The sequence below is a fragment of the Vibrio sp. Vb0349 genome (genome assembly GCF_033338975.1).
Genome location: NZ_JAWOTS010000001.1, coordinates 664,499 through 685,208 on the forward strand (window position 1 = coordinate 664,499; position 20,710 = coordinate 685,208).

The 20,710-nt window shown below is 49.1% G+C and carries 2 protein-coding genes; both read left to right on the plus strand.

Annotation, left to right across the window (positions count from 1 at the left end; translation table 11 throughout):
* The first annotated feature begins 9 nt into the window (after nucleotides 1-9).
* A complete protein-coding gene (locus R7Q47_RS26875; RefSeq protein WP_411912864.1) occupies nucleotides 10-1,569 on the plus strand; it encodes a tandem-95 repeat protein in 1,560 nt (519 codons plus the stop codon).
* Nucleotides 1,548-20,408 (plus strand): tandem-95 repeat protein, encoded by an 18,861-nt coding sequence (locus R7Q47_RS03025; protein WP_411912865.1) that lies wholly within the window; start codon nucleotides 1,548-1,550, stop codon nucleotides 20,406-20,408. Before R7Q47_RS26875 ends, R7Q47_RS03025 begins: the two co-directional genes overlap by 22 nt.
* Nucleotides 20,409-20,710: the final 302 nt, after the last annotated feature.

Sequence of the window (20,710 nt, forward strand, 5' to 3'; positions counted from 1 at the left end):
GAGGCTGTAATGGCAGGCGACACTAATCAAGAAAAAGACAATGAAAAGCTTAACGATGCGGTAGAGCAAACAGAAACGAAGGATACGGGGACAAAAGAAGAAAAACAGCAGTCGACCGTCTCTTCGACTGTAGCGACCGGTGCTGAAAGTGCAGATGCTGTTGATGAAGCCAATCGTGCGATGGAAGAAAATCCTAGTGGCGCGGGTACGGAAGAAGAAGCAGTGAGCTCGGGTGGCGCAGTTCAAGAAGAGGATACTGAAAGTAGCAGCGACTCTGACGCTGCACAATCCAATGTTGTTGATAGTGTAGCTTCTAGCGGAGAATCAGGTGACGAGGCTCTGGGCAGCGGTGGTTCGGATTCTGGGGCGGGTGCCCAAGCGGTCGGTGGTGGTGATGCCTCTGGCTCTGAAGGTGGTTCGGACGCAGAAGGCAATGAAGCGCAAGGACAAGCGGTACAAACTTCATCTGCGCCAAGTGCTTCTTCAGACTCTGAAGGTTCTCAAGGTGGTGACGAGCTAGATTCAGAAACCACTGAAGAGAGCTTCGCGGTGGATGTACAAGACACCAGCGAAGAAACCACGACGCAAGTAGAAGATGATTTCGACTCTGAAACCACGAGCGAAACGTTCCAAATTAAAGTCGAAGGTGAAAACGATGCGCCAGAGGTAGAACAAGATCTGGCTTACATCATGGATGAAGACGGCACCATTACCTTCACGCAAGAACAATTACTCGAATACGCAAGTGATGTTGATGGTGACGACCTTGTTGCGTCTAACGTCCAAGTAGGTGCGAATGCATCGGTTCAAGACAATGGTGACGGCACGTTCACCGTGGTTCCGGACGCTGATTTCAATGGTGAACTCGACTTAACGTTTGATATCAGTGATGGTCAAGAAACCGTTTCAAGTTCTATCGATTTAACCGTTCGTCCAATCAATGACGCACCAGTGCCTGAAGATAAAACCTTTGAGGTGGAAGAGGACGGAACTCTGATCTTCACCGATGCTGACCTGCTTGCTGGCGCAACGGATATTGAAGGCGACAACCTAACCGTTGAAGGCGTGAGCTACGATGGTGGCGACGGCATACTGACCGACAACGGCAATGGGACTTACACTTTTGCGCCAAATGAAAACTTCAACGGCGATGTGAACTTCAGCTTTGATGTGTCCGACGGCACAGATACGGTTTCTGCCAACATTGATGTCAGTGTTACGCCTGTCGATGACGCACCAGTATCTGGCAATCTTGCTTATTCGGTGGATGAAGATGGCTCGATTCGTTTGAGCCAAGAGCAGTTGTTGTCGCAAGCTTCTGACGTGGAAGGCGATGCACTGACGGCATCTAATCTTTCGGTAGATGGCAATGCGACGGTGACTCAAAATGACGATGGTAGCTTCACTATCACGCCAGACGCAGATTTCAATGGTGATATCGACATCAGCTTCGATATCTCAGATGGCACGAACACCGTTCAAGCAACCGCTGACCTAACCGTTAACCCAATCAACGATTTGCCGGTTCCTCAGACCAGCAGTTTAGCGTGGAAGAAGATGGCACGCTGATCTTTACGGACGCAGACCTGCTTACTGGCGCTACCGATATTGAAGGCGATAACCTAACAGTTGAGGGCGTAAGCTACGACGGTGGTGACGGTATCCTGACCGACAACGGCAATGGGACTTACACTTTTGCGCCAAATGAAAATTTCAATGGTGATGTGAACTTCAGCTTTGATGTATCCGATGGCACAGATACGGTTTCTGCCAACATTGATGTAAGCGTCACACCAGTCGATGATGCGCCAGTGTCTGGCAATCTTGCTTACTCGGTGGACGAAGATGGCTCGATTCGTTTGAGCCAAGAGCAGTTGTTGTCGCAAGCTTCCGATGTGGAAGGCGATGCACTGACGGCTTCTAACCTTTCGGTAGATGGCAACGCGACGGTGACTCAAAATGACGATGGTAGCTTCACCATCACGCCGGACGCAGATTTCAACGGTGATATCGACATTAGCTTTGATATCTCAGATGGCACGAATACCGTTCAAGCAACCGCTGACCTAACCGTTAATCCAATCAACGATCTGCCTGTTCCTCAAGATCAACAATTCAGTGTGGAAGAGGACGGCACACTGCAATTTACTGATGCGGATCTGCTTGCAGGTGCTACCGACATTGAAGGCGATGACCTTTCTGTAACGGGAATCAGCTATGAAGGCACCGACGGCGTTCTAACTGACAATGGCGATGGCACGTATAGCTTTGCGCCAAATGAGAACTTCAACGGTGATTTAAACTTCAGCTTCGACGTGTCTGATGGCACAGATACAGTTTCAGCGAATGTAGATGTGAGCGTTACGCCGGTGAATGATCCTCCGGTGGCTGGTTCAACGTCTTACACGGTTCACGAAGATAACTCTATTACCATTTCTGACGCGCAACTGTTGGCAAACTCTTCGGATTTAGAAGGGGATGTCTCGATTGATAGCGTGAGCTACTCTGGCAGCGATGGTGTGTTGCAAATCAATGGAGACGGTACGTACACCTTCTCTCCAAATGAAAACTTTAATGGTGAAGTGACGCTTGATGTTGTCGTCGCTGATGAAGAAGGCTCAACGGATGTCACCACTGCTGGCATTACGGTGCTGGAAGTGAATGATCCACCAGTCGCAGGACCAACTTCTTACACCATTGATGAAGATTCTGTTCTGACCTTTAGTGAGTCGCAAGTGCTGCTGAATGCCTCTGATGTGGAAGGCGACGTAGAGCTTGTTGGTATTAGATACGATGGTCCGGATGGCATTTTCACCGTTAACGATGATGGTACGTGCAGCTTCGCGCCAAACGAGAACTTTAACGGACAAGTTCAACTTGATGTGACCATTCGAGATGAGGATGGGGCAGAAGTTGATACCGTCATCAATGTGAATGTATTGCCAATCAATGATGCGCCAGTATCGGGTGATTTGGCTTACAGCGTTGATGAAGACGGTGCGATTACACTCAGCCAAGAGCAGCTTCTTTCTCAAGCGTCTGATATTGAGGGCGATGACCTGACTGCTAGCGATTTGACTGTCGATGGAAACGCAACCGTTACAGCGAACGATGATGGCAGCTTCACGATTACGCCAGATGCGGACTTTAATGGTGACATTGATATCCAATTCAACATTACGGACGGCACAGACACTATCCAAGCAACGGCGGATCTAACGGTTAATCCGGTTAACGATCTTCCTGTTCCTCAAGACCAGCAGTTTAGTGTTGAAGAAGACGGCACGCTTCAGTTTACTGACGCAGACTTGCTTGCTGGCGCGACCGACATCGATGGCGATAACTTAACGGTTGATGGCATTAGCTACACAGGCAGCGATGGTGTGCTGACTGACCACGGTGATGGTACTTACACCTTTGCACCAAACGAAAACTTCAACGGTGATGTCAGCTTTAGCTTTGGTGTTTCTGACGGCACTGAGACCGTACCAGCAAATGTGGACGTGAGCGTCACTCCAGTCAATGATCCTCCGGTTGCGGGTGCAACGTCTTACATGGTTGATGAAGACAACGCGATTACCATTTCTGACGAGCAGCTTCTGGCTAACTCTTCGGATGTGGAAGGCGCAGTGTCCATCGATAGCGTGACCTATTCAGGCACCGATGGCGTATTCCAAGACAACGGTGACGGCACTTACACCTTCATGCCGAATGAGAACTTCAGCGGTGATATCAGCCTTGATGTGATTGTGGCGGATGAGCAAGGTGCGATTGACGAAACGACCGCAGGCATTACGGTCATTGAAGTGAATGACCCTCCAGTTGCCGGTCCAACGTCTTACACGATTGATGAAGATTCAGTACTGACATTTAGTGAGTCACAAATTCTTGCCAACGCATCTGATATCGAGGGCGATGTAGAGCTTGTTGGCATCAGCTATGAAGGCTCGGATGGTATCTTTACCGTCAATGGCGATGGTACTTGCAGCTTTGCACCAAACGAGAACTTCAATGGTCAAGTTCAGTTGGATGTGACCATTCAAGATGAAAATGGGGCGACCGTTGATACGCACATCAATGTCGACGTATTGCCAATCAACGATCCACCAGTATCGGGTGATTTGGCTTACACCATCAACGAAGACAGCTCAATTACGCTAAGCCAAGAGCAGTTGCTTGCCAAAGCGGGCGATATTGATAGCGAGAACCTTGAAGCCATCAATCTATCGACAGATGACAACGCGACAATTCAATACAACGATGATGGCAGCTACACCATCACACCGGATGAAAACTACAACGGCGACCTAGATCTGACCTTCGATATCATTGATAACGATGGTGGCTCGGTACAAGTTGGTCTGGATATTACGGTTAATCCTGTGAATGACTTGCCACAAGCGCAAGATCAACAGTTCACGGTAGAAGAAGATGGCACCTTGTTGTTCACGGATGCAGACCTATTGGAAGGCGCATCGGATATTGATGGCGATGATCTGTCTATCGAAAACGTTCTCTACACAGGTGCGGACGGCGTGCTTACCGATAATGGTGATGGTACTTACAGCTTCGCGCCGAATGAGAACTTCAACGGTGATGTTCAGTTCACATTCGATGTGTCTGACGGCACAGGTTCAACACCGGCATTCATTGATGTCAGCGTGACACCAGTGAACGATCCACCGGTGGCAGGTTCTACGTCTTACACGGTTCAAGAAGACGGTCAAATCACCATTAGTGACGAGCAGTTGTTAGCTAACTCTTCTGATGTGGAAGGCGAGGTAGCCTTGGCGAATGTTAGCTACTCTGGTAACGACGGTAGCTTCGTGGACAATGGCGACGGCACATATACCTTCACGCCAAATGAGAACTTTGACGGTAACATTTCGCTCGACGTTACAGTTATCGACCAAGATGGTGCAACGGATACAACAACCGCAGGCATCGATGTTATCGCGGTGAACGACGCACCAGAAACGTCAGGCATTCAAGCTGAAGTGGATGAAGATAACGCCATCACCATTACACAAGAACAGTTGCTTGCGAATGCGACAGACATTGAAGGTGATGACCTTGTTGCCAGCAATCTACAAACCAATGACCCAGATGCGACGATCGTAGCCAACGACGATGGTTCATTCACGATTACGCATACGGAAAACTTTAACGGTGAGTTGGACTTCACTTACAACATCAGCGATGGCGAAAATGATGTTCTGACCACGTTGGATCTGACCGTTAATCCTGTCAACGATGCGCCAGAAGCGGGCGACGAGATCTTTATTCAAGCAGAAGAAGATCAAACCGTGGGTGTTTCTCTGCGTGAAGAGCCTGCGTTACGTCTCGACCAAGCCCCTGAAAACGGCATCATTGAAGCAAATCTAAATGACGAATGGGTACAGCTAGAAGTCGGGCAGGAGGTGCCTGCAGATACGGAAGTGCGCTTCATTCCAAATGATGACGCATTGGCAAACGGTACGCACACGAGTCAAATTGGTACCTTTGATGACAACGCTAGCCTCGATGATTGGGGTACTGCTGTTGACCCTTACACACGTGAGTTTGTTGATGGTGATTTGAAAGTTACCGTTCAAAGTAATGATGACCCACTCGGTGCGTGGAATGGTAAAACACACATCGGTCACGGTATTGGTGATACTGACCGTCAAGGCTTGAGTGGTGATGAAAAACTGACTGTGAGCGTTGAAGGTCAAGACATCAACGAAATCAGCTTCCACCTAGACGGTCTAGGTGGCTGGTTTATGGAAGAGTCTCGCCACTTTACCGAAGTCGAAATTCGTGCATTCAACTCCGATGGTGACTTGATCGACTCGATGACTTACCACAAAGAAGATCGTGGTAGCTATGAGACGGATTACACCCTAACGGTGAACGAGCCAGTGTCTTACTTTGAGCTAGGAACAATTCAAGGTAACGGTACTTACGTGGTTCAAAACATGACGGTATCGCAAACTTGTCATGATGAAGCAGTGTTCACATCTATTGGCGTGGACGGCACGGAAATCACGGAGACGGTAGAACTGAATATCCGAGAAGGTGACAGTGAAATCGAACTGACCGCTGACTTGCCAAATGTGACCATCGATACCGAAGGTTCTACGCAGTTTGCCTCTGTGGTTATCACAGAAGAGCAGCTTCTCGCACAAGCGAGTGATATCGATAGCGATGTTCTTGATATTCAAAACCTAGAGCTGGTGGGGGATAACGCGGAGCACGCTACGTTAACTGACAACGGCGATGGTACATGGACAGTCACACCAGATGAGAACTTCTACGGTGAGATTGAGCTGGGTTACCAAGTTACGGATGGTGAACTCACTGACGACAACATCATCAACATCAACTTCGAAGCAGTAAACGATGCGCCAATCGTTTCTGGTCCGATTGTGTTGTCGACTGATGAGGATGTGGGCATTACGTTTAGCGCGGACGATCTGCTTGCCAATGCAAGTGATGTGGAAGGCGATGCGCTGTCTATCTCTGATATCTCTTACAGCGGTGATAACGGTGAGCTTGTCGACAATGGCGACGGCACTTACACCTTTATGCCGAATGAAAACTTCAATGGTGAAGTCGATATCGATTACAAAGTCTTCGATGGCACCGATGAAGTCGATACCCATCTAGATCTGACCGTTATTCCGGTCAACGATGTGCCAGTTCCTGGTGCACCGCTGCATACTCAAATGCTAGAAAACGGCACCATCATCATCGAAGCAAAAGACCTGTTATCAGGTGCGACCGATGTGGATGGCGACATTCTTCATATCGAGAATCTACTGCTTGTTGACCAGTCACAAGGTACGTTGACAGACAACGGCGACAACACCTTTACCTTCGAGCCAACTTCGAACTTCTACGGTGAAGTGAACCTGACCTTCGATATCAGCGACGGTCAAGCAAGTGCACCAAGCACTGCGAAGATCGATGTTGAGATCGTCAACGAAGGTCCAGAGGTCAGCGGTCCTGTTGATGCGGTCGTTGATGAAGATGGCTCAATTACCATCACTCAAGAAGACTTGTTAGCGAACGCGACGGACGTGGATGGTGACAACCTTGAAGCGGTGAACCTGTCGACCAACGATCCTAATGCAACCATCGTTGAGAACGCTGATGGTAGCTTCACGATTACGCCGAGTGAAAACTTCTTTGGTGAAATCGAATTTACTTATGACGTAACTGACGCGATCGAAACCGTCGCCGCGGATCTAAACCTCACTGTTAACCCAGTGAACGACCTGCCAGATGTACCTGATTTGTCCTTCACCACAGAAGACGGTGAAGCCATCACGATTACTGAAGCAGAGCTGCTGGCTCAAGCGACGGACATCGAAGGCGATGACTTATCTGTTGTGAACGTGACGAGCTCAAGCGATACGGTTCAAGTGACAGACAATGGCGATGGCACCTACACGTTAACGCCAGAGCAGGGCTTCTTTGGTAATGTTGACCTCACGTTTGATGTGAGTGATGGCACCGATGTGGTGGCGGCAAACATCGACTTGAAAGTTGAGTTCGTCAACGACGCACCAGAAGCAGCGCCAATCGTGGCAGACGTGGACGAGGATGGCTCTATCCTCGTGACACAAGAAATGCTGCTTGAAAATGCCAGCGATCAAGATGGTGATGACCTATACGCAACGGCACTAGAAACCAATGATCCGAATGCCTCTATCGTGGATAACGGCGACGGCACCTTCACGGTGACACCGTCGGAAAACTTCAATGGTGACATTGCATTCACTTATGAAGTGAGTGACGGTGAACTAAGTGTTGCTAATGAAATGACATTGACGGTGAATCCAGTCAATGACATTCCAATTGTTGCGCCTGGCATGTACCAAATTGAAGAGGATGGCAGCATCCTGTTCACGCAAGAAGATCTGCTAAGTGGCGCGATTGATATTGATGGTGATGACCTCACCGTTACCAGCATTAACTACTCGGGTGATGAAGGTACTGTAACGGACAACGGTGACGGTACATTTAGCTTCGTACCAGAAGAGCACTTCAGTGGTGACTTGCAGTTCAGCTTTACGGTTTCTGACGGTACGGATGAAGTTGAGCAAGACATTAATGTCCATATCGAAGCCGTGGCAGATGCGCCAGACCTAGTCATCACTGATGGCGACGGTCGAAACGTGGATGACCAAGCGATCTTGGTTGAGCCAGGCGGTATTGTTGAAGTGAACATCGCCGCAGCATTGGTTGACCAAGACTTGTCAGAAACGCTGACTGTGACCGTTGATGGCGTTCCAGAAGGTTCGGTGATCAGCTACGACAACGAAGGGGTACTTAACGATCAAGACAACGGTATCACCAGTTTTAACGATACTGAAATCACGGTTACCTTTGAAGGTGAAACCGCGGGTTACCAAAACGCAGCTGGCTATTACAAAGTTGATGAAGACGGCAATATCACGGGCGTTGAAGTGGTGTACGAAAACGCCTCTCAAGTTGGCGGAGGCGGTGACCTCATTCCGGGACAAGATCAGTTCAGCTTCCAAATCTCGGAAGGGGAAAGCTTCAACCTATTCTTGATTCCTAACGGTCATAACTTCAATGACTTTGCGTCCATGCAAGATGGTCAGTATGAGTTCCGTGCGGCAGATGGCTCTCCTGCGAACATGGATACGGTCGACCCACAACTCGTGTTTGTGGGTGCTGATGGTTCTGAAACCGTGATTCAAAGCCAATTTGGTGATGCAGTCTTCCATGGCGGCACAAGCTCAGAGCTCAACCAAGATGGCATTGAACATACTCGAACTACTGTGAACGAAGACGGTGAACTGGTTTACGGCTTTGAAGATCTCTACGGTGGCGGCGATGCCGATTATAGTGACTTCAACTTCACCATTGATGTAGGTGAAGTGAACAGCCAGATCTACAGCGGTGAAGTAACAGTCGGTCCAGATGGTTCTGTAACGCTTCCAACCACAGCAATTGAACAAGAGCTACAGATTCAATTGCCAGAAGACTTTAACCAACAGCTAGAAATCAATGTAACGGCAACGGCGACAGAGCTATCAAATAATGATTCTGAAACCGTTTCTCAAACCATCTACGTCAATGCAACGGGTGCTCACATTGAACATACGCCTGAAGCATTGCCTGTTTCTGCTGTGGTTGAAGAAGATGGTTCAATCCTAATCACGCAAGAAGATTTGCTCGCTAATGCGCGTGACTTGGATGGAGACCAACTGACAGCACTGAACTTGGCAACGGATGATGAAAACATCACCATCACAGACAATGGTGACGGTACTTACACCTTAACGCCAGATGCGGACTTTAATGGTGACATCACCTTTACGTTCGATGTGTCTGACGGCGATGATGTTGTCTCAACCAACCTTGAGTTATTGGTGTCACCAGTTAACGATGCGCCTGAACCACAAGATCAAGCGTTCACCATTGGTGAAGATGGTGTGCTGACCTTTACTGATGCGGATCTCCTAACAGGCGCTACCGATATTGAAGGGGATGACTTATCTGTTGAGGGCGTCACTTACACAGGCGCGGACGGTGTTCTTACTGACAATGGTGATGGCACATATAGCTTCGCACCAAACGAGAACTTTAATGGCGACGTGAACTTCACTTTCGATGTTTCCGATGGCACGGATACCGTGACGGCGAATATCGACGTAAGCGTGACGCCGGAGAACGATCCACCGGTTGCAGGCAGCACGGCTTACACCGTTCATGAAGACAATTCGATTACCATTAGTAACGAACAGCTGTTGGCTAACTCGTCTGATATAGAAGGCGAAGTGGCGATTGATAGCGTGAGCTACAGCGGTAACGATGGCGTGCTGGAAATCAACGGTGATGGTACGTACACCTTCTCACCAAACGAAAATTTCAGCGGCGAGGTGAGCCTAGATGTTGTCGTTGTCGATGAAGATGGTGCAACGGACTCGACCACTGCAGGCATTACTGTGATTGAGGTAAATGACCCACCAATCGCAGGTCCTACCGCATACACTATCGATGAAGACCAAGTTCTAACCTTCAGTGAATCGCAAGTGCTACTGAACGCTTCGGATGTTGAAGGGGATGTTGAGCTAGTAGGCATCAGCTACGACGGTCCAGATGGCATCTTCTCAGTAAACGGTGATGGTACTTGTAGCTTTGCACCGAATGAAAACTTCAACGGTCAAGTACAGTTGGATGTGACCATTCGCGATGAAGATGGCGCAGAGGTTGATACTTACATCACAGTCGATGTCTTACCAATCAATGATGCACCTGTATCTGGTAACTTGGCGTACAGCGTTGATGAAGACAATTCAATTACGCTAAGCCAAGAGCAGCTACTTGCTCAAGCATCGGATGTAGAAGGTGATGCGCTGACTGCGTCTAACCTAGTGGTTGACGGTGATGCAACGGTTACGGCAAACGACGATGGTAGCTTCACTATCACGCCAGATGCGAACTTCAATGGCGACATTGATATCACGTTCGACATCAATGATGGCAGTGACACTATTGTTGCAACGGCGGACCTAACGGTTAACCCAGTTAATGACTTGCCGCAGCCAGAAGATCAAGCGTTCACCATTGGTGAAGATGGTGTGTTGACCTTCACTGATCAAGACCTGCTGGATGGTGCAACGGACATCGATGGCGATGACCTATCGGTAGAAGGTGTCACTTACACAGGCGCAGATGGTGTCCTAACTGACAATGGAGATGGTACCTATAGCTTCGCGCCAAACGAAAACTTCAATGGCGACGTGAACTTTACCTTCGATGTTTCCGATGGCACGGATACCGTGACCGCAAATATCGATGTAAGCGTGACGCCAGAGAACGATCCACCAGTGGCAGGCAGCACGTCTTACACGGTGCATGAAGATAACTCGATCACCATCAGTGATGAACAGCTACTAGCGAACTCATCGGATATTGAAGGTGATGTATCGATTGATAGCGTTAGCTACAGCGGCACAGATGGTGTGTTCCAAGACAATGGTGACGGTACGTACACCTTCTCGCCAAACGAGAACTTCAATGGCGAAGTGAGCCTAGATGTTGTCGTGGTCGATGAAGACGGTGCGACGGATTCAACTACCGCAGGTATTACTGTTCTTGAGGTGAACGATCCACCAATCGCAGGTGCGACTAGCTACTCAGTGAACGAAGACGAAGTCATCACCATTAGCTCTGAACAGCTATTGGCGAACGCTTCTGATGTTGAAGGTGAAGTTGCGATTGATAGCGTCAGCTACAGCGGCTCCGACGGTATCTTTACCGATAACGGTGACGGTACATTCAGCTTCGCACCAAACGCAAACTTCGATGGCGATGTGAGCCTAGATGTTGTGGTTGTTGATGAAGACGGTGCAACTGCGGCAACTAACGCAAACATCGATGTATTGCCAATCAACGATGCGCCAGTATCGGGCAACTTGGCTTACAGTGTCGATGAAGACAATTCAATTACGCTAAGCCAAGAGCAGCTTCTTGCTCAAGCATCGGATGTAGAAGGCGACGCGCTAACCGCGACTAACCTAGTGGTTGACGGTGATGCAACTGTCACGGCAAACGATGATGGCAGCTTCACCATTACGCCTGATGCGAACTTTAATGGTGATATTGATATCACGTTCGATATCAACGATGGCAGCGATACTATTGTTGCAACGGCTGACCTAACCGTTAACCCAGTTAATGACTTGCCGCAGCCAGAAGATCAAGCGTTCACCATTGGTGAAGATGGCGTGTTGACCTTCACTGATCAAGACCTGCTTGATGGTGCAACGGACATTGATGGCGATGACTTATCTGTTGAGGGCGTCACTTACACAGGTGCGGACGGTGTCCTAACTGACAATGGCGATGGCACATACAGCTTCGCTCCAAACGAAAACTTCAATGGCGACGTGAACTTCACCTTCGATGTTTCCGATGGCACGGATACCGTGACCGCGAATATCGATGTGACAGTCACACCAGAGAACGATCCACCGGTGGCAGGTAGCACGTCTTACACAGTGCATGAAGACAATTCGATCACCATCAGTAACGAGCAGTTATTGGCTAACTCATCTGATGTCGAAGGCGAAGTAGCAATCGACAGCGTGAGCTACAGTGGCGCAGATGGCGTGTTCCAGGACAATGGTGACGGCACTTACACCTTCTCGCCAAACGAGAACTTCAATGGTGAAGTGAGCCTAGATGTTGTCGTGGTAGATGAAGACGGTGCGACGGACTCAACCACCGCTGGCATTACTGTTCTTGAGGTGAACGACCCACCAATCGCAGGCGCGACCAGCTACTCCGTTAACGAAGATGAAGTCATCACCATTAGCTCTGAGCAGCTATTGGCGAATGCTTCTGATGTTGAAGGTGAGGTGGCGATTGATAGCGTCAGCTACAGCGGCTCCGACGGTATCTTTACTGACAACGGCGATGGCACATTCAGCTTCGCGCCAAACGAAAACTTCAACGGTGATGTCAGCCTTGATGTGGTTGTGACTGATGAAGATGGTGCAACGGTAGCAACCAATGCAAGCATCGATGTATTGCCAATCAATGATGCTCCGGTATCAGGTGATTTGGCTTACAGCGTGGATGAAGATGGTTCTATCACTCTCAGCCAAGAGCAACTTCTTGCTCAAGCCGGCGACGTGGATGGTGATGACCTAACCGCATCGAACCTGACAGTTGATGGCAATGCGACCGTTGTTGCGAATGACGATGGTAGCTTCACTATCACACCAGATGCGGACTTCAATGACGACATTGATCTGAGCTTCGACATTACGGACGGTGATGCAACCATTCAAGCGACTGCCGATCTGACTGTGAACCCAGTGAATGACCTACCAACGGTTGGTCAGCCACAGTTCGTCACGCAAGAGGATACCAGCTTCACCTTCACTGAAGAGCAACTGCTGCAAAATGCAGGTGATATCGATGGTGATAACTTAACGGTTGAAAACGTTGCCTCTGACAGCGGTACCTTGGTTGATAACGGTGACGGCACTTACACCTTCGCACCAAACGAAAACTTCGACGGCAACGTGAACGTGACGTTTGATGTCAACGATGGCACTGCAACCGTGCCTGCTGAAGCGAACATTGATGTTCAATCTGTGGTTGATATGCCAGAGTTGTCAATTGCTTCGGACTTGGTGATTGCGTCTGATAACTTCGAGTCTGGCTCGAACGGTTGGAACGCGAACACTGAAAGCTCTCAAGGCTTCGAAACGGGCGACATGCTGGGTCGTATTGGTGGCACTGGCGGTGATGAAGCGGTCAGCAAAACCTACGAGATCCCAAGTGATGTTAATGAAGTGAATATATCGTTTAGCTTCTACGAAATCGATTCTTGGGATGGCGAGTCGTTCCAAATCTTTGTGGGTGGCGAACAGCTAACCACCTTGGAGAACTCCGCGTTCCGTACTCAAGATGGTACGACAACGCTATACGATTCTGACGGTAACGAAGTGGGTGAAGTGATCCACGGAGCCTCTCAACGTGAAGGCTTCAGTGGTTGGAATGACCAAGCTCACCAAATCAACCTGACGGTTCCTGTCGAGGATGGCGAACTGCAACTCGGCTTCGGTTCAACCTTGAATCAAGACGTTTGGGATGAATCGTTTGGTATCGACAACATCGAAATCACGGTAGCGGATGCGGATTACCAAATTATTGGTACCGAAGATACACCAGTGCCGCTTGATATCGATGCAGCGTTAAGCGATACCGATGGTTCAGAAAACCTCTCAATCTTGATTGAAGATGTGCCAGAAGGCAGCGCACTATCAGCGGGTGTCGATAATGGTGACGGCACTTGGTCACTACAACCAGGCGAGCTAGAAGGACTAGAGTTTATCCCTTCTGCGGACTTCAACGGCGATGTGACGCTAACCGTAAATGCAACCTCTACGGATGTGGATACAGGTACAACGGCGACAGCGACGCAAGATGTGACGATTCATATCTCGCCAACCAATGATGCACCAGAAGTAACGGGTGACATCACTGCAGTCACTGCCGAAGACAACAGCATTACGCTAACTCAAGAGCAGTTACTGGAGCACGCTGTTGATATCGATGGCGATGACTTAAGTGCAATCAACCTGAGCACCAATGATGAAAATGCAACGGTTGAAATGAACGAGGATGGCAGCTTCACCATTACTCCAAGCGAGAACTTCTACGGCGACATTGAGTTTAGTTACGATGTCACGGATGGCGAAGAAGTGGTTGCTGCTGGTCTTGACCTAACCGTTACACCAGTCAATGACGCTCCAGAGCCACAAGATCAAGCGTTCACCGTGGGTGAGGACGGTCTTCTTACCTTTACAGATGCAGACCTATTAACAGGCGCGACGGATGTAGAAGGTGACAACCTAACAGTTGAAGGCGTGACTTACACTGGCGCGGACGGTGTCCTAACCGACAATGGTGATGGCACGTACAGCTTCGCGCCAAACGAAAACTTCAATGGCGACGTGAACTTCACCTTTGATGTTTCTGATGGCACGGATACCGTGACCGCAAATATCGATGTAAGCGTGACGCCAGAGAACGATCCACCGGTGGCAGGCAGCACGTCTTACACTGTGCATGAAGACAACTCGATCACCATCAGTGATGAGCAACTACTGGCTAATTCGTCTGATATCGAGGGTGATGTTGCGATCAGTAGCGTGAGTTACAGCGGTAACGACGGTGTGCTAGAAATTAATGGCGATGGTACTTACACCTTCTCACCAAACGAAAACTTTACAGGCGATGTTAGCCTAGATGTTGTCGTGGTTGACGAGGACGGCGCGGTTGATACAACAACAGCGGGTATTATCGTTCTTGAGGTGAACGATCCACCAATCGCAGGTACAACCAGTTACACCATTGATGAAGATGAAGTCATCACCATCAGTGCAGAACAGTTGTTGGCAAACTCTTCCGATATTGAAGGTGAGGTAGCACTAGATAGCGTGAGCTACAGTGGCAGCGAAGGTATCTTTACCGACAATGGTGATGGTACGTTCAGCTTTGCACCAAACCAAAACTTCAATGGTGAAGTGAACCTTGATGTTGTAGTCGTGGACGAAGATGGTGCGACCGCTTCGACGACGGCAAACATTGATGTTCTGCCAATCAATGATGCCCCAGTATCGGGTGACTTGGCTTACAGTGTCGACGAAGACAACTCAATCACGCTAAGCCAAGAGCAGCTTCTCGCTCAAGCAACGGATGTAGAAGGTGATGCACTAACCGCTTCCAACCTAGTGGTTGACGGTGATGCGACGGTTACGGCTAATGACGATGGTAGCTTTACCATTACGCCCGACGCGAACTTCAATGGCGACATTGATATCACGTTTGATATCAGTGATGGTTCTGACACCTTGGTCGCGACGGCAGATCTAACGGTTAATCCAGTTAACGACCTACCACAGCCAGAAGATCAAGCGTTCACCATTGGTGAAGATGGCGTGTTGACCTTTACTGATCAAGACCTGTTGGATGGTGCAACCGATATCGATGGCGATGACCTATCGGTAGAAGGTGTCACATACACTGGCGCGGACGGTGTTCTTACTGACAATGGCGATGGCACATACAGCTTCGCACCGAACGAAAACTTCAATGGCGACGTAAACTTTACCTTCGATGTTTCCGATGGCACGGACACCGTGACCGCGAATATCGATGTGAGTGTGACGCCAGAGAATGATCCACCAGTGGCAGGCAGCACGTCTTACACAGTGCATGAAGATAACTCGATCACCATCAGTGATGAACAGCTACTAGCGAACTCATCGGATATTGAAGGTGATGTATCGATTGATAGCGTGAGCTATAGCGGTAACGATGGTGTGCTGGAAATCAACGGTGATGGCACGTACACCTTCTCGCCAAACGAGAACTTCAATGGCGAAGTGAGCCTAGATGTTGTTGTAATCGACGAAGATGGCGCGACGGATTCAACTACCGCAGGTATCACGGTACTTGAGGTGAACGATCCGCCAATCGCAGGCACAACCAGTTACACCATTGATGAAGATGAAGTCATCACCATCAGTGCAGAACAGTTGTTGGCAAACTCTTCCGATATTGAAGGTGAGGTAGCACTAGATAGCGTGAGCTACAGTGGCAGCGAAGGTATCTTTACCGACAATGGTGATGGTACGTTCAGCTTTGCACCAAACCAAAACTTCAATGGTGAAGTGAACCTTGATGTTGTAGTCGTGGACGAAGATGGTGCGACCGCTTCGACGACGGCAAACATTGATGTTCTGCCAATCAATGATGCTCCAGTATCGGGTGACTTGGCTTACAGTGTCGACGAAGACAACTCAATCACGCTAAGCCAAGAACAATTGTTGGCACAAGCAACGGATGTAGAAGGTGATGCACTAACCGCTTCTAACCTAGTGGTTGACGGTGATGCGACGGTTACGGCTAATGACGATGGTAGCTTTACCATTACGCCTGACGCGAACTTTAATGGCGACATTGATATCACGTTCGATATCAACGATGGCAGCGATACTATCGTTGCAACGGCGGACCTAACGGTTAACCCAGTTAATGACTTGCCGCAGCCAGAAGATCAAGCGTTCACTATTGGTGAAGATGGTGTGTTGACCTTCACTGACCAAGATCTGCTTGATGGCGCAACGGATATTGATGGTGATGACCTATCGGTAGAAGGTGTCAATTACACTGGTGCCGATGGTGTCCTAACCGATAACGGTGATGGTACCTACAGCTTTGCTCCAAACGAGAACTTCAATGGTGATGTGAACTTTACCTTCGATGTTTCTGATGGCACGGATACCGTGACCGCAAATATCGACGTAAGCGTGACGCCAGAGAACGATCCTCCTGTGGCGGGCAGCACGTCTTACACAGTACATGAAGACAACTCGATCACCATCAGTGACGAGCAACTACTGGCTAATTCGTCGGATATTGAAGGCGACGTAGACATCAGTAGTGTGACTTACAGTGGCAATGATGGTGTGTTCCAAGACAATGGTGATGGTACGTACACCTTCTCTCCAAATGAGAACTTCAATGGAGAGGTCAGCCTAGACGTTGTGGTTGTCGATGATGAGGGTGCGACAGACTCAACCACTGCGGGTATCACAGTACTTGAGGTGAACGATCCACCAATTGCCGGCGCAACTAGCTACTCAGTGAACGAAGACGAAGTCATTATCTTCACAGAAGAGCAACTGCTAGCGCAATCAAGTGACGTGGAAGGCGACGTGAGCCTAGAAAGCGTCTCTTACAGTGGTAGCGACGGTATTCTAACGGCAAATGACGATGGCACTTACAGCTTCGCACCAAATGAAAACTTCAACGGTGGCGTAAGCCTAGACGTAGTCGTCGCTGATGAAGACGGTGCAACTGCGACAACCAACGCGAACATTGATGTATTGCCAGTCAACGATGCTCCGGTATCTGGCGACTTGGCTTACAGCGTCGATGAAGACGGTTCAATCACATTGAGTCAAGAGCAGTTACTGGCTCAAGCGGGTGACGTCGACAGCGATAATCTAGAAGCAGTGAACTTAACCGCGGTAGCCAATGCAACCGTTGTTGAGAACCAAGATGGTAGCTTTACGATTACGCCAGATGCGAACTTCAATGGCGATATCGACCTAAGTTTCGACTTGATTGATAACGATGGTGCGAGCGTGGAAGTGGGCGTTGACCTAACGGTGAACCCAATTAACGATGCGCCGCAATCAACGCCAGTGAATATTGCTGGCACCGAAGATACCACCATTCTTATCACGCAGGACATGTTGCTTGCTAACGCAACAGACATCGACAACACCTACGACGAACTGTCTGCTGTCGACCTAGTGATTGATGAGCAATACGGTGACTTGCTAGACAACGGTGATGGCACTTGGTCATTCACTCCGGCAGAGAACTTCAATGGTGATGTGCCAATGTCGTTCGGTGTCAGCGATGGTGATTTAGTTACGCCAGTTGAAGGCAATCTAAACATCGAAGCGGTTAACGATGCACCAGAAGCACCAACCATCCAGATGCAGGGCGAAGAAGATGTGGTCATGGTGATTGACCCAGCTTACATCGCTGATCAAGTTACGGATCTTGATGGTGACGAAATCAGTGTAGAAAGCATCACGGTTCGTGCTCCTGCAAACGCGACATTAACTCAGCAACCAGATGGTATGTACCACTTGGTGACCACTCAAGACTTCAATGGTTTGGTGGAACTGGGCTTCACCGCGACGGATGGTGAAGAAGTGGTTGAAGGTTCGTTGAATGTGGATGTTATTCCAGTCAACGATGCTCCATTCAATGTGGGTAATGCCTTTATGGCAACCGACGAAGATGGCGCATTCACCTTCGACGCTGGCGACCTGATGAACTTGTTCGGCGATATCGACACTGAAAACCTAGTCGTATCACGCATTATCACCGCTGAAGGTGAAGATGGTGGTGAGGTAACAGACAACGGTGACGGTACTTGGACATTCACACCGACTGGCGATTTTGCAGGGGTTTCTGACTTGCAAGTTGTGGTAAGTGACGGTGAGTTTGAGACGGTACTTGATGTACCAGTGTTTGTTCGCCCTGTTGCGGATGGCGCGGCCATCACAACCGACCATGATGGTCCGTTAGTCTTCGGTGAGGACGAAACGGGTCACCTAGGCTTGAATGTCGGTCTAATCGACGATTCAGAAACGCTAAGTAACCTAGTGATGACTGGTTTCCCTGTTGGCTTCGAAGTTACGGATGGTGTGAACACCATTACCATCACGGAACCGGGTCAATACATCGACTTGAACGAGTGGGATATCTCAGACCTGCAAATGACGCCTCCGGCTGACTTTAATGGCGAGTTCTTCGTAACCGTGACCGCAACAACGGTGGATTACGGTGACGAGCCAGAAGAGTTCGAAGATGGCATCGATTCAGGTGACTTCGAAACCCTAGCGGGTGAACCCGTTATCCTAACCGCTGATGACCTAATCGGATTGGCAGAAAACGTAGACGCTGACGCGGGTGATGAAGTGAAATTCGTTCACCTAGCTGACCGCAGCCAAGGTGAGATTGTCGATAACGGTGATGGCACATGGACATTCAATCCAGCACCAGGCTTTACGGGTGAAGCGGATATCGCTTACGTGATTGATAAAGACGGTGTGCTTCATGATGAGCAAACAGGCGTGGTCGTGAAAGAAGACGCACCACAAGAGAATGCTTCACCAGAAATCGACAGCATTTCTACCACAGAAATGGCAGCGGATGGCACCTTGTCGTTCACCAATGATGACATGCTATCGACCTTGAGCGATGCAGAAGGCGACAGCTTGAGCATTGAGTCAGTGAGCCTAATGGAAGGTCAAGGTGTGATAGAGACCGATAACCAAGGTAACTACCAATTCACACCAGCAGAAGGCTACACCGGAGATGTTCAAGTTGGCTTCATTGCAACTGACGGTGAAAACCGCATTGAGAGCTTCTTCAATGTCGACATCCAAGGTGAAGGTGAAACCACAACCAGCGAAGGCTACGCACTGGCTGATGATGGTTCACTAACACTAACGGAAGCGCAGTTGATTGATGAGCTTGGCATTAGCCCTTCTGCAGAAGTGTTGGATGTCGCCGATGCAAACGATGCTGGTTTTTTTGCGAAATCAGGTGATGAAGAGTGGACATACTGGCCGAACGATGACTTCGATGGCAATTTGGCTATGGATGTTCAGGTCAACGACAACGGTGAAGTATCGACTCAGAATCTGAGCATCCAAGTTGCGGACGATTCAGCGCAAAGCGACGAGCCACAAATCCAAACTGCTCAAGCATCATCAGAGCAGCAAGTCGGCGCAGCGCAACAGCCTGAAGAGCAAGCAGCAAACGGTGCAGACAGTGAAGAGGAGAGCGCAGCTGATGTGACTGCAGCACCAGGCGATACCATTTCTATCTCGGTTCCAGATGAGGTCAGTGGTAACGAATCGGTGGATTATGCAGAAATGTCCGGTCTACCTGATGGTGCATCAGTAAGCAACGCACTGGATAATGGCGATGGCAGCTTCACATTAAGTGGCAACCTGAACCAACCAGTATCGGTTGACTTACCAGAAGGTTACGAAGGTACGAGCGAAATCCAATTCCAAGGTTACGACGAATTGGGCAGCGCGGTAGAAGGTGCGAGTGGCACAGTTGAAGTTGAAGTCGATGATCAATACACCATGCAAGGTTCTGCGCAAGATCAGCAACCAGACATGGCGGGTATGGAATCTGGCGGCAGCGACTGGACAAGTGCGGGAGGTCAAGATCAAGGTGTTGACTTCACGGATGACTCTGGCAGCTTCGACTCGGATACTCAAACGGGTACTGACCAAGGCAACGATTTCGATCAAAGCTCAATGTAACCAGTCCTAGACGAGGGCAGTGTCATTGCTGCCCGAACCAAAGCCATGCAGAGCCTACTTTGCATGGCTTTTTTGTTGGTCTTCTTTCTATGAGCTCTAGAAAAAAACTTGGAAATTGAAAAAAGTATTCTTAGCTAGTTTATACCCAAGTAACCTCGAGATGTTAGGTTCAGCGAGAATGGCTTGGTTTGTAGACGCGGCGGCGATTTAAAGGTCTAGTGGGTCTAAATCAAGAATCGACAACAAAGTATACAAACCAAGACAGCTCGCCCTTCGGGAGCGTGTCATTGACTCGGCTTCTG

Coding starts and splice junctions, on each gene's coding strand:
- R7Q47_RS26875 (WP_411912864.1), top strand. CDS start 10: ATGGCAGGCGACACTAATCAAGAAAAAGACAATGAAAAGCTTAACGAT.